The 13,413-nt window shown below is 63.6% G+C and carries 12 protein-coding genes; 6 read left to right on the top strand and 6 right to left on the bottom strand.

All coding sequences use genetic code 11. From position 1 onward, the window contains the following. Positions 1–132: 132 nt before the first annotated feature. The 3 genes from RAD04_RS00670 (at position 133) to RAD04_RS00660 (ending at position 3,162) form a co-directional block, all read left to right on the top strand. Positions 133–321, top strand: coding sequence for a hypothetical protein (locus tag RAD04_RS00670; protein WP_461622222.1), 189 nt, complete (start codon positions 133–135; stop codon positions 319–321). Positions 322–512: 191 nt separating this feature from the next. Beyond that, positions 513–1,715 carry a calcium-binding protein gene (locus tag RAD04_RS00665; protein WP_461622221.1) on the top strand — a complete coding sequence of 401 codons (1,203 nt, stop codon included), beginning with the start codon at positions 513–515 and terminating at the stop codon, positions 1,713–1,715. Positions 1,716–1,956: 241 nt separating this feature from the next. Further along, positions 1,957–3,162, top strand: coding sequence for a calcium-binding protein (locus RAD04_RS00660; protein ID WP_461622220.1), 1,206 nt, complete (start codon positions 1,957–1,959; stop codon positions 3,160–3,162). A gap of 152 nt (positions 3,163–3,314) precedes the next feature. Here the strand turns inward: RAD04_RS00660 and RAD04_RS00655 are convergent, their stop codons facing one another. From RAD04_RS00655 to RAD04_RS00645, 3 genes are all read right to left on the bottom strand, one after another. Next, positions 3,315–3,467, bottom strand: coding sequence for a hypothetical protein (locus tag RAD04_RS00655; protein ID WP_018315939.1), 153 nt, complete (start codon positions 3,465–3,467; stop codon positions 3,315–3,317). A 395-nt stretch (positions 3,468–3,862) separates the two neighbouring features. After that, a complete protein-coding gene (locus RAD04_RS00650) occupies positions 3,863–4,489 on the bottom strand; it encodes an alpha/beta hydrolase (protein ID WP_461622219.1) in 627 nt (208 codons plus the stop codon). Continuing rightward, the gene (locus tag RAD04_RS00645) at positions 4,486–5,424 is read right to left on the bottom strand and encodes a ring-cleaving dioxygenase (protein ID WP_461622218.1); all 939 of its coding nucleotides are present in this window, start codon (positions 5,422–5,424) and stop codon (positions 4,486–4,488) included. Before RAD04_RS00645 ends, RAD04_RS00650 begins: the two co-directional genes overlap by 4 nt. A gap of 128 nt (positions 5,425–5,552) precedes the next feature. Between RAD04_RS00645 and RAD04_RS00640 the strand changes: the two genes are divergently transcribed. Next, a complete protein-coding gene (locus tag RAD04_RS00640; protein ID WP_461622217.1) occupies positions 5,553–6,485 on the top strand; it encodes a LysR family transcriptional regulator in 933 nt (310 codons plus the stop codon). A gap of 315 nt (positions 6,486–6,800) precedes the next feature. After that, on the top strand, positions 6,801–7,277 hold the full coding sequence (locus RAD04_RS00635; protein WP_461622216.1) for a hypothetical protein: 477 nt from the start codon (positions 6,801–6,803) through the stop codon (positions 7,275–7,277). Positions 7,278–7,414: 137 nt separating this feature from the next. On the opposite strand, the gene RAD04_RS00630 is transcribed toward RAD04_RS00635, so the two are convergent. The 3 genes from RAD04_RS00630 to RAD04_RS00620 form a co-directional block, all read right to left on the bottom strand. Beyond that, complete coding sequence (locus RAD04_RS00630) at positions 7,415–8,350, bottom strand: c-type cytochrome (protein WP_461622688.1); 936 nt, start codon at positions 8,348–8,350, stop codon at positions 7,415–7,417. 245 nt (positions 8,351–8,595) lie between these two features. Further along, positions 8,596–11,289, bottom strand: a complete 2,694-nt coding sequence (locus tag RAD04_RS00625) for a hybrid sensor histidine kinase/response regulator (RefSeq protein ID WP_461622215.1) — start codon at positions 11,287–11,289, stop codon at positions 8,596–8,598. Continuing rightward, positions 11,286–12,317 (bottom strand): ABC transporter substrate-binding protein, encoded by a 1,032-nt coding sequence (locus RAD04_RS00620; protein WP_461622214.1) that lies wholly within the window; start codon positions 12,315–12,317, stop codon positions 11,286–11,288. Before RAD04_RS00620 ends, RAD04_RS00625 begins: the two co-directional genes overlap by 4 nt. Positions 12,318–12,610: 293 nt before the next feature. Between RAD04_RS00620 and RAD04_RS00615 the strand changes: the two genes are divergently transcribed. Beyond that, positions 12,611–13,360, top strand: coding sequence for a hypothetical protein (locus RAD04_RS00615; RefSeq protein ID WP_461622213.1), 750 nt, complete (start codon positions 12,611–12,613; stop codon positions 13,358–13,360). Positions 13,361–13,413 lie beyond the last annotated feature (53 nt).

Below are 13,413 nucleotides of genomic sequence, written 5' to 3'. Positions count from 1 at the left end.
TGGCAGGCCCCAAAACAAAAACTGAAAAAACAACCCCATGCACAGTAGCCGGGCATAGTCATTTCAATGGCTTGCACGTTGCGTCGCAATGGCTTGTGCGTTGCGTCGTTCAATGGTCGATACGCCGGAACATTGACCCGTCGGGCAAAACACCGGCAATATCTCATCATCGCGGTCTCGTGGTTCGGGCCGCTGTCGGGCAAGGCACGCCATGAAGATGCCGATGCCGCCTGGTGGAGTCGCAAGCAGATGCGCCGGCGTTCGGTCGGCTGCTTTTGCCAGCAGGTCATCAAACCTTCACGGATGCGCGATCTGAGGTGACGATCGATCCGCACGACGCCGCCGCGGTTCCATGGGCGCGATCAAACTCTCTCCCGAATTCCTGCAAATCTCTGCCATCTACCAAAGGTAGATTCGCTCCCGGTGAAGCGTGGCCAACAACGCGTCTTGCAAAAAAAGAAAGCTCTGCAGGCGTCAGGTCCGCTTCCGACAATGGAAATGGGAGTTACGCCATGCAGCATCTGCCGAATGACACCTACGACGTCACGCTTGACCAATTTGGCCAAATCGCGACCGTATATGGAGACCCCGGCTTTCCGGCATCCACCGACGTCGTGGGCGGCAACGACACCGTGACGGCCAGTGTCGCCGCGCTCAATGCAAAACTCACGATCTTCGGTGACGACCACACGATGCTCCTTGGTCATTCCCAAGGCGGAAACGACACGTTGATCGCCGACATCGACGGCGGCTGGGACACCGCCCTCGTGGTCGGCGATACCCAATCGATGATCGATGATTCCAAGGGCGGCAACGACACCATCGTTGCGGATGCCGGCCGCACCATCTACACGACGATCTCGGCGTTCGGGGATGTCGCCGGCGACATGTCGGGCAATGCGCAGGGCGGCCATGACGACATCACCGGCTCAATCGCGTGGCGCGGCGGCGCCAACCTGTTCGCCGGCGATGCCGGCGGTTCAATGATGGACACTTCGCACGGCGGCAACGACACACTCGATGTCAGCGTGCTCACGACGGACGGCGGGGCAACTGTCAGCGGAGACGCCATCGGTTCCCTGAGGGGGCTCGTGCAGGGCGGCAACGACAACCTGACCGTCACCTTGAACGGTGGCAGCCCCATCTCGAGCGGAGCCTTGTTCGGGGATTCGGCTGAAACCCTGATGGACTTCGCCCAAGGCGGCGACGATGTGCTCACCGTCAAGCTCGACGGCCAGTACGCGGAAGCCGGCGCGCAGATGTACGGCGATGCGCCGACCATGGTGGGCAATTCCCATGGCGGCAACGACGTCGTCAATGGCGGCGCGGGCCGCGATTTCATGTATGGCGACGCGCGAATCTACGAACCGGCGACACCAGGCTCGATCACCGGCGGCGTCGACACGCTGAACGGCGGAGCTGGCGACGACCGGATGTGGGGCGGGGGAAACAGCGACTTGTTCGTCTTCAACACCGGCTCGGGCAACGACACGATCGTCGACTTCGGTCAGGGCAACAAGGCCGTCGGCAGCACCGCGGTGGAACAGGATCTGATCGATGTGCAGGACTACGGCTTTGCAGACTGGACGGCGCTGTCGAAGCTAATAAGCGACAACTCCGCCGGCGATGCCGTGATCCATCTTTCCGCCAATGATTCAATCACGCTGGACGGGGTTCACACGGCGAACCTGCATTCAACCGACTTCATCATCTGAAGGCGCAGAGCAAGAGCGGCGGTGTCGCCCCGCGACGCGCGGAGCGCCATCGCGGCTGCGCAATGACGAGTTTCGCCGCACGGCGCAGCGAACCCGTCGCCATCAAACTCTGTCCCGAATTCCAGCAAACCTCCGCCATCGACCAGAACTAGATTCGTCTCCGTGAAGCGTGGTCACAGCACGTCGCGCAAAAATTCAGCGACGTGAGCCCCGCTTCCGACAATGAAATGGGAGTTACGCCATGCAATATCTGCCGAACGACACCATCGACGTCCTGCTCGACCAGTTTGGTCAGATCGAAACCCTCTACGGCGACCCGAATTTTCCGACCACCACGGATGCCTGGGGCGGCAACGACACCGTGACGGTCACCGTCACCCAGCCGGAAGTTGACGTCTCGATCTTCGGTGAGGACGACACGACGTTGCATGGCCACTCCCGCGGCGGCAACGACACCCTGACCGTTACTGGGAGCTACGGCTGGAATGCCTTCCTCGTGGCCGGCGACGCCGGGGCAATGACCGACGACGCCAGGGGCGGCAACGACACGATCAGTGTCGGGGCCGACTCGCTTTACACCGACGTGCATGTTTTCGGTGATGTCGCCGGCGACATGTCGGGCAATTCGCACGGCGGCAGCGACACCATCACGAGCGCGGTGGGCTGGCGAAGCTACGACCATGTGTACGCCGGCGATGCCGGCGGTTCCATGAGCGGCACGGCGCAGGGCGGCAATGACACGCTCGACATCACTGTGGACACCCTGCAGGGCTTCGCGACGGCCAGCGGCGATGCCATCGGCTCCATCGGCGGCGATGCGCATGGCGGCAACGACAACATCACCTTCACCTTCGGTACCGACGTCGTCTGGACCGCTGGATTCGGCTACGGAGATTCGGCGACCTCGCTGACCGACAATGCCCAAGGGGGAGATGATATTCTCACAGTCGAGTTCGATGGCATCGACAGCCTCCATTATACGAACCCGGAGCTCTTCGGCGATGCGCGGACCATGTCCGGCAATGCCAAAGGCGGTAACGATATTCTCACCGGCGGAGCAACCAACGATCACCTCTATGGTGATGCCGCGAACTATGCCCCCGCGACACCGGGCTCGATCACGGGCGGCAGGGATATCCTCAACGGCGGCGCCGGCGATGACCAGCTTTCCGGCGGCGGAAACAGCGACACCTTCATCTTCAATGCCGGCTCCGGCAATGACCTGATCACCGACTTCGATCAGGGCAACAAGGCGGTCGGCAGCACGGTGACCGAGCACGACCTGATCAATGTGCACGATTACGGGTTTGCGGATTGGACGGCGCTGTCGAGCCTGATCAGCGACAATGCCGCCGGCGACGCCGTGATTCATCTGTCGGCGAGCGACAGCATCACGCTCGACGGCGTCCACGCGGCGAGCCTGCACCAGACCGACTTCCTCATCTGAGCGAGTTGCTCTTAAAGCAACGATCTCGCCCCGCCCACAGCGGGGCGAGACGCGGGTTGCACTCTTGGCCGCCCAGCAGCGCTACCACTTCCGCGCTTGGACGACGACCGCTTCTGACCCGAAGCGGGCTCGCTGTGCCAGGCCGAAGCTGATTATTCAGTTTTATCAGCTGAACCCTTGCGCAGCGCCTCTAAGGCTATACGGGCGTGGTGAGCTGCTTTCTGGTTGCCCACCGTTTCGATCTTTTCCAGTGCCCAGGTCAAATACTGCATAGCAGCCTGGACGTCAGCAGTTTGGTCGGTCATATGACCGTTTCTATCGAATTATGGTCGGTTCGTCCCGCACTTGCTGCGCATAAGCGAATTGCATCAATGGCGGCTGTGGCCAAAAGTGAACAGTCTCGCGGTGACGGAAGGAGCATTATCGGCTGTTGCTCCCCGAGTTCAGCGCCATACTCCGTCCTGATTAATGCAGAGGTCATGCAGTGATCGATGGTGGTATCCCATTTTGAGCCCTCGGGAGAAGCGCCTCTTGCGTCGCTCAGCCCGAGGCTGCCCTGACCACACCATTGCGGTTCAGATCGGCGGAAGAGCTGATCAGGTTGGCGAACAGCGGAAGCGGCTGCTGGATGCGACCCACGACGGGCGGTTCGAGTGAAGGCGGCGGCGCACCGTTTGGAAACGATGCGCCGCCTGCCAGGTCATGCTGCCTTGGCGTCGACCTTGCCGATCCAGTCGCGGGCGAGCGTCAAATCGGCTTGCGACAATTGATGGCCCGCCGGCAGGACCCTGTGGGTCACGCTCGCGCCTGCTTGCGAGAGCAGAGCCGCAAGCCTGGCCGAATTGCTGGCCGGCACGATCGGATCAACCTGTCCGGACAGCAGCAGGACTGGCTTGCCACCAAGCTCGGCCTCCGGCGGATCCGACAGCGGCACCATCGCGCGCAGCAGGATCGCGCCGGCCAGAACGTCCGGCTTCAGCAGCAACAGCGCGGCTGCGATGTTGGCGCCATTGGAGAAGCCGACCGCGACCGGCGCGGCCATGCCGTAGCGCTGCCGCGCCGCGTTGACGAACTCGCCGAGTTCATGGGCGCGGCGGCGGACGTCGTCCTCGTCGAACACACCTTCGGCGAGACGGCGGAAGAAGCGCGGCATGCCGTGCTCGAGCACGCGGCCGCGCGGCGAGAGCAGGGCGGACCCCGGCGAGATCGTCTTGCCGAGCCCAAGCAGGTCGTTCTCGTCGCCGCCGGTGCCGTGCAGCAGGAGGAGCGGGGCCGAGCCCGCGCTCGTCGCGGGCTCGAAACGATGGATGAATTCAGTCTCGGTCATGACACGGTCTCTTCCAGATTCGGCAGAACGCCCTCGATCTGCTTGCGCTGCGCTTCGAGGAAGGCAGGCAGCTTCAGGTCTTGTCCCAGCGTCGCGACAGGTTCGTCGACGGCGAAGCCGGGGATGTCGGTCGCAATCTCGAACAGCACGCCGCCGCGCTCGCGGAAGTAGATCGAGCGGAAGTAGTTGCGGTCCCTCTGCTCGGTCGGATGCAGGCCGTGATTGCTCACGAGCCTTTGCGCCATCTTGCCCTGCTCGGCATCGTCAGCCGCGCGGAACGCGATGTGATGCACCGAGCCGCCGCCCTGATGGCCGCGCAAGAAGCCCTTGGCTTCGTAGATGTCGACGACGCTGCCCTCGGCATCGCCAGGCGCCTTGAAGCGGATCACCGAGCCTTCGCGACCGGTCTCCTTGAAGCCGAACACGTCGGTGAGGACAGCGGCCGTCTTCGCCGCGCTGTCGAGCAGCAAGGTCACGCCGTGGAAGCCGCGGATCGCATGCTCCGCCGGCACGTCGCCGTTACTCCAGCCGGGCTCGTTCTCGGCGCCGGGAATGCCGACCAGCGCCAGCGCCATGCCGTCGGGATCGGTGAACGGCAGCACGGACTCGCCAAAGCGCTTTTCCAGCGCCTCGTAGGCAATGCCCTTCTCAGTGAAACGCTGGGTCCAGTAGCCGAGCGAGCGCTGCGGCACGCGGAAGGCGGTCTGATGGGTCTCGCCGACGCCGCGGCGCCCGGCCGGAACGCCCGCCCAAGGGAAGAAGGTCAGGATGGTGCCGGGGCGGCCGGTCTCGTCGCCATAATAGAAGTGATAGGTGCCGGGATCGTCGAAATTGACCGTCTTCTTGACGAAGCGCAGGCCGAGATCCCGGGTGTAGAAGCCGAAATTCCTGATGGGGTCGCCGGCGATCGCGGTGACATGGTGCAGTCCAGACATTGTCGTCCTCCTGAGTTCGGGGAGCGTCTTACTCTGGCCGGAAATATCGTTCCGCTTTGGATTGGAGACAATCCATGCAAATATGACGGCTATGTCTACGATTTGGAAACAATCGGCGGGAGCAGCCTTTGGATAAGCTCGGCAGTCTCCGGGCCTTCGTGAAGGTGGTCGAAAGCGGCAGCTTTGCGGAAGCTGGCCGGCAGCTGCGGCTGTCGCGCTCGGCGATCAGCAAATACATCGCCGACCTCGAGGAGAGCCTCGGCGTCCAGCTGTTGAACCGGACGACACGGCATGCGAGCCCGACCGAGAACGGCCAGCGCTATTTCGAACGCGCGCTCGTCATCCTTTCGGAGGTCGAGGCGGCCGACCAAGCGGTGACACAGGCCCAGTCGGCGCCGCGCGGATTGTTGCGCGTCAACGCGCCGATGTCGTTCGGCACGATGCGGCTCGGGCCCGTGCTGGCCGATTTCATGGCGCGCTATGGCGAACTTCAGCTCCAGATCGTGCTCAGTGACGACCTGCTCGATCCCGTCCAGGACGGTTTTGACGTGACCTTGCGGATCGCGGAGTTGGAATCGTCGAGCCTGATCGCGCGAAAAATCATGGCGGTGCCGCGCATGATCTGCGCTTCGCCGGATTATCTGGCACGTCACGGCACGCCAGAGCACCCGCAGGATCTGCGCGAGCACGCCTCGCTGACCTACGGCTTCCTGCTCACCGGCAATCAGTGGAAGCTTACCGGCGCCGATGGCGATCACTGGATCCAGCCGGCCTGGTCGCTCTGCGTGAACAATGCCGAGGTGCTGCGCGACGTCGCGATCAAGGGCAGGGGGCTGGCGCTGCTGCCGGAGTTCATCGCTGCTGACGCGTTGAAGAAGGGCGAGCTGCGGGCGGTACTGCAAGACTATTCCGCGCCGCCGCTGGCGCTCTATGCGGTCTATCCGCCGACGCGGCATTTGTCGGTGAAGGTGCGGCTGTTCATCGACTTTCTCGTCGAGCGCTTCGGCCGTGACGAGGACGAAGCCGGCGGCGTGGGCAGACGTGCGGAGGCCAGGCCGTGACCCATAAATCTGCCGGGCGACTTGCCCCCCGCTAAGCGAGTCTTGGTCAGCTTGATCATGTCGCCCGTATCGGCCCACTGAGAGGCCCGCGCAGGTGGCTGGACACTATTATACCGTAACGGAAACCTGAACTTTCTTCCCATCGCGCGGGACTCATACTTGCGTCCCGACATCTCGCCTTCAGATACGGACAGCTTCAGGCGCTGCCGGGGCGTCGCCGAGGGCCCTCTTTCGCGCCGCCGCGAAGAGCCGGGGCATGATGTGTGGCTCGCCGGCGCTTCTCGACTTTGATTTCAACAAGCTCAGGAGGAACACATGCGGAAGTCTATCAGCTTTTTCCTTTCTGGCGTGGCATTGGCCGTCGCGGCATCGACTGCTGTAGCCGGTGAGCGAGTGCTTGAGTTCAAGCTGGTTACGAAGCCAATCGACCTCAAGGTAATAGAGGCCGCAAACGTCGAGGGACAGACGGTTGTGTCTGGCAAATTCTTTGGGGTCGCCGTCTTCAACGATGGCCGTATCGGAGTGAAAGAGTTCGTCAATAGTTCGGACTTGCTCAAAGGGTCGGGCCCCTTCTTCGGCTACAGCACGTACACGTTCGAGGAAGGCTCGATTACGGCGCGCTACACCGGTTCGGCCAAAGACGGCAAATCAACGGGCGAATACACCATCCTGTCGGGCACAGGTGCCTACGCGAACGCCACGGGTACGGGAACAATCGAAAGCGCGCCGAACCCATTCAAGGGCGTCAATCTGCTGAACATAAAGCTCGTCGTTAAAACGTCCGGTTCGTGACAGCGCAATGGTCACAGGCCGCAAAGGAAGTTGACGCGGCGCGTTCGCCCGGCCGGCGGCAGATTGCCGGCCGGGCGACCTGCCGAAGAACCGACCGCGCCAAGCGCGCCGGCTGGCTGCACAGCAACCGAAGAATTTCAGTGCTTGAGCGAAGCTGAAAAGGCGACCAGTGCGATCATGTCGTCGACGCTGAGATTCTCGACAACCGGTTTCATGAGTTCGCTGTTGGCGCCCTTCCGTGCGCCCGATTTGAAGTCATAGAGCTGCCGGAACATGTAAGTGGGCGAACGGGACGCAAGCCCCGGCGCGATGGCAGTTCCGTTGAGGTCAGCACCGTGACAGGTCCCGCACTGGACGCGGGGATCGTTGTTCGTTGCCAGCGTCCGTCCTTTCTCAACGCTGCCTACCGGGACGTAGGCGATGAAACGAGCGCGCGAGTCCCGGCTGACAAAGTGTTCAACGTTTTCCGGTATCTCGATGATGCGCTGACCGATGGGTTCTTTCTCGGCGCCGTCCAGCGGAGCCAGGAACAAGTCTCTCACCTGTGTTTTTGGCACCGCCTCGGCCTCGACGACGACAATATTCGATCTCGGTTTGATGGAAGCGAAGTAGGTTGCGGCTTCTGCGAGTTCCTGATCGGTCACCGCTTTGGACAATTTGATCATCAGGTCGGTGGCGACGCGAGACGCAGAGTTCGTGCGCAGGCCCGTCTTGAACTCCGCCGTTTGCTGAATGATGTATTCCGCGGAGAGGCCAAATAGGCTGGCATTCTCAGGACCGCCCGGCCCGTCTGCCCGGTGGCAGACGCCGCACGCGAACACATCTGGCTTTCTCCCCCTCGCCACGATTTCTGGCATTGGTAGATGATCGTCCGGATGCCAGTCGGGCGCGGCGAACAGATCGCGCACTTGCGTGAGCGTAAAACCGGCGGCGCTGTCAGGAACGTGCCTGATCGTGCCATCGTCTGGCGTGCGTTGAAAATTGGGCGGGTTGACCGGGTAGGCCCATGCTGGCGGGCCCTCCTGGATTTGCGCACGCGCCCCCGCCGCGGTGAGCAATGCCAACGAGAACACCCGTAGAGCAGTTGGAAATCTCATGGCTCTCGACCTCCCAGCGCGTCGGTGAAGCCAAACTGTACTTCCCGAAGGCGAAGATCAGGAGCGGCTAACCGACCGCTTGTCGGGCGACGGGACGCCGCAGCTCCTCCGCCACATCGAAAACACCATTCAACGCCGGGGACTCGCAGACGTCAATGTGCGATTTCAGCCGTCTTGGTTTGCTCGGGGGCAAAACCGCTAAGAGCTCGATCTGAGCAAATCTAGCTGACCGACCGCTGCTCGGCGGGCCGGAGCAGATCGTCGAGCGCGCTTATCGAGGCTGCTCGCAGCGCAGCGAGCTCACGCGCGGCTCTCTGGCACTCGGGTGGAGACATCGTGGCCGCCGCCAGCTCGATCTCGCGGCAGCGCTCGAACAGGCGGACGAGGCCGAGCGCGCCGGCGGCGCTGCCGAGTTGATGTGCGTGTCGGGCGAGCTGTTTGTGGTCGCCGGTCGCGGCGGCCTTGGTGATGTCGTCGATCAGCTTTTCGCTGGTCTCCTCCAGCAGGTGGTGGAGCTTTGTGATTTGCGCGGCGCCGAGCAGCTCTTTCTGGTCGTCGAGATAGTGCCGGTCGATCAAGGCGCCGGCGGCGAGTTGCACGGCTGCCGGCTCGACCTCCGGATCGTCCTCGATCGCCTCACGCAACGCGTTGATCAGGATCGGCTTGCTGACGATCTGGACAATGCCTGCGTCGGCGAGCCGCTCGCGTGCGCTGGAGGACACGTCCGCGGTGACGGCGATGATGCGCGGCATCTTCGGCAGACCGAGCTTGCCGATCAGCGACGCCGCCTCGACGCCGTCCATGTCGGGCATGTGCAGATCCATCAGGATGATGTCGAACGTCTGACCGCTGGCGAGCTCAATGGCCGATGCACCGTTTCTGGCAATGATCGCGCGGTGGCCGAGCCGCTTCAGGATCGCTTCGCCGACCTCGCAATTGACGGGATCGTCGTCGACCAGCAGCACGCGAAGCTGCCGCGACGGTGGCGGAAGTGCCCCTTGGGCGATGCCGCTAGCGGCCGGATCGAGCGGTACTTCGAGTGTGAACGTGCTGCCCGCGCCCGGCGTGCTCGCCACCGTCAGCTCGCCGCGCATCAAACGGCTGAGGCGCCGCGCGATTGCGAGTCCGAGGCCGGTGCCGCCGAACCGCCGCGCGATGCTGTCGTCCGCCTGGACGAAATCCTCAAAAATCCGCTCGTGCATGTCGGGGGCGATGCCGATGCCGGTGTCGCGAACGGTAACGCGCAGCAGGACATGACCATCATGGCGCTCGGCGGCTGCGTTGACGGCGATCCCGCCTGATGGTGTGAACTTGATCGCGTTGCCGATCAAATTGAGCAGGATGCGATTGAGCCGCACGGGATCGCCGTGCACGGAGGTATTGACCGTGGCATCGCAGGCGAGGTCAAAAGTCAGTCCCTTGCCGAAGGCCTGCGGACGCATCAGGTCGGCGGCCGTCTCGATCAGCTGGTCGAGGCGGAAATTGCGCGGCTCCAGGGTTTCGGCGCTGGCCTCCAGGCGCGCATATTCCAGGATGGCATCGACCAGCGCGATCAGCGTCTCACCCGATGCGGCCGCGGTCGTGAGGTGGCGCCGCTGCGCTTCGCCGAGTTTGCCGTCGTCGAGCAGCTGCAGCACGCCCATGACGCCGTTCAGCGGCGTGCGCAGTTCGTGGCTGACGACGGCGAGGAAGCGCGATTTGGTCTCATTGGCTGCCACCGCCGCGCTGCGCGCGCGTTCGGCCGCATCGTGCTCGGCAAGGGCCTGATCGCGCGCTTTCTCCAGCTCGGAGGTGCGCTCGATCACCTTGCGCTCCAGCGTCGCGTAGGAATAGCGCAGCTGCGCGGCCATCCGGTTGAACTGGTCGCCGAGCGCTTCCAGCTCGTCGCCGGTCTTGATCGCGAGCCGCAGGCCGAGATCGCCGCTCCCGATCCGCCGTGCGCCCTGCGTCAGGAGCTGGATCGGCCCCGTCATGCGCCGGCTGAGAAAGAGAGAGACCAGCACCGCACCGGCCAGCAGGACGACGAGGAGAAAGGTCGAACGGCCAATCGACGCATAGATCGGCGCATAGGCCTCGCTGAGCGGCAGCTCGACGAACACCAGCAAGCCGAGCGAGGGGACCGTCGCATAGGTCGACAGTACGCGCTGGCCGGAAAGATCCTCCTTGACCAGGCCGCCGGAGGGCGGCCCCACGCCGTCGAGCGCGGCGCGGACGTCGGCATGGCCGGAGAGATCGCTGCGTTGCAGGGCTCGCCACAAATCGGGATGCGCGATCAAGACCCCCGTGCGGTCCACCACGTAGGCCTTGCCGGTGTTGCCGACCCTGATCCCGGCGACGAGGTCCCAGATGAAACGCAGATTGACCTCGGCGACGATCACATTGGGATTGCGGCCAATTCCGCGCGTGGCGAGCGTCATGAAGGGTTCGGTGTCGCCGAAGAAGTAGACCGGCCCGTAATAGGCCCGGCTTTCATTGGCTCCGCGAAAGGCGGGCGAGGCGGAGAGGTCGGCTTTACTGCCGATTCGGTCCGCCACACGGCGGGACACACGCATCTGTTCAAGCCCGTGCGAGTCGAGCTCGGCGATTTCCGCGATCGCCGGGGAGAGGCGCAGGAGACGGATGGCGTTCAGGCGTTCGTCTTCGTTGGTCGACAGCTCCGGCGGCAGGCGCGAGAGCCATCTGATCTGGTTTTCGATCTGGCCGATGAATTGGCCGATGTGAATCGCCGCGGACGCTGCCTGCTCGCGCTGGGTCGCCGCCAGAAGCTGCTTCTGCTCGCGATAGGAGAACCAGACGTCGAAGCCGGTGTTGATGGCGAGCGCGGCGAAGGCGAGGGCGACGATCGAGTAGAGATATTTGCGGAACAGCCGGCCGGGAGGCGTTCGCAAATGTCCCTGGTCGACCGTTTCGTTCACTCGCGGATCTCGTCGGCGCGCGCGAGCAGCGTGAATGGGATGGTCAATCCCAGCGTGCGGGCGACCGTGCGGTTGATCAAGAGCTCGTATTTGCGCGGCGATTGCACCGGCAGGTCGCCGGCCTTGGTGCCGCGCAGGATGAGATCGACATAGTCGGCCGAGCGCACTTCCAGCGTCGGCCCGTAGCTCATCAATCCGCCGGCCTCCATGAAGTAGTGGAACGGATAGATCGTGGGCACGCGATACTTGGCCGCCGCCGCAACGACCGCCTTCCGGTTGACGACCAGGAAGCTGTCGACCAGCGCAATCATTGCCGCCTTGGGCGGCTCGGAGAAGCGCCTGACGGCTTCGTCGATGTCCGCCGGTGCGTTGACGGGGGCGGGGACTGCGGACACTCCGGACTCGGCCGCCTCTTGCTCGATCGAGTCGAGGAAGAAGCGCCCGCCGCGAGGGGTGGTCGCCGGGTTGAACAGGATACCGACGCGCGCAAGATCAGGCACGGCCTCGCGGATCAGCTGCAGCCATTTGCCGCCCATCTCGGCGGTGCTGTTGGTGAAGCCGGTGACGTTGCCGCCGGGATGCGCAAGGCTTTCGACGAAGCCATTGCCGACGGGATCGTTGGCGGTCGCGAAGACGATCGGGATGGTCCTGGTGGCGGCAAGGACCGCCGCGGTTTCGACCGTCGACCCCGTCAGGATCACGTCCGGCTTCAGGTCCAGCAATTCCTGAATCGCGGCCTTGAGCCGGTCCGGTCCGCCGAAGGTCGAACGGAGCTCGAGACGGAAGTTGGCGCCTTCGACCCAGCCGCGCTGCCTCAAGCCGGCGACGAGGCCACCGAGGCGGGAGGTCGTGCTGTCGATCAGGCTCCGCCGGGTCAGCTCGTCGTCGAGCGGCAATGCGGTCAACGACGCGACGATCCGCATGCGATCCGATGTTGCGCCGAGCGCGACCCATCCCGCGGCAGTTGCGCCCGCAAGGCGAATGAACCCGCGGCGATCGACCGCGAGAGCGGAAGGCCGTTCGGTCATGAAACTCTTTGCATGATGGCTTGCCCCGGAGCGGATGCTTAGCGCGAACGGCCGGCATCCACAATTGATGAAAAAATGCGCTTATGAATGCTCATTCGCAGCGTTTGGCAGCCCGATACCGTACTCCTACGCTGCCAAAGAGTCGCTGTTTCGAGCGTTGTCTCCTTCGTGACGCCTTGTAACGCCTTGTCGCGTTGCAACATTTTCCGTCTCGGTTGCGACGACGGTGCGGGGGAGGCGATTTCGCAGCTGCCGATTTTTGAAGCGTTGTTTCAGTTTTTTCGAAGGTTTCGATGCGCAAAATCTATCTCATTCCGGCCGTCGTCGGCCTGCTCACCTCCATTGCAGCCGGACCGCTCGCGGCCCAGGGCGCCGTACCGAAGCAGAAGGCCGCGCCGGCACCCAAAGCCGCTGCGGCCGGCGCTCCCGCTGCAGCCGGCACGTCCGTCGCCGCCGGGGCGAATTCGGCCGAGACACCGGCCGCGGACGACAAGATCAAGGCGATCGACGGTTTCCGCTCCGCCAAGTTCGGCATGAACGAGGCCGATGTGCGCGCGGCGATGACGAAGGATTTCAACGCCAAGCCCGACGCCATCAAGGCGCAGGACAACGCGTCCGAGCTGACGCACAGCCTGCTGTATTCGGCTCCCGACTTGCTGCCGAACGGCGGCACCGCCGAGCTCTCCTACGTGTTCGGCTACAAGTCGAAGTCGCTGATCCAGGTCGGCGCGGTCTGGTCGAAGGGGACCGACGCCGCGATCACGCCGGAGAAGCTGTTCTCCAACGCCAACATCCTGCGCGCTCATTTCATGGGCGAAGGCTTCAAGCCGGACTCCATCGCCGTCAACATGCCCGTCGCCGGCGGCATCGTGATGTTCCGCGGCAGCGACGCCAAGGATCGCTCGGTGATCCTGCTGCTCCAGGGCACGTTCGAGAACAAGGAGAACAACCAGCGTGTGCTGACGCCGACCAGCCTGCTGCTGTTCTACGTGGCCGACGCCAAGAGCCCCGATATCTTCAAGCTGCCGCCCGGCCAGTTCTGATGTCGGGATCGCACGACATTCTCCCACCCGGTTGTGGATCGGCGCCAATGCCG

Source organism: Bradyrhizobium sp. 25ACV (assembly GCF_054863005.1).
This window is presented reverse-complemented; position numbering and strand designations above follow the sequence as displayed.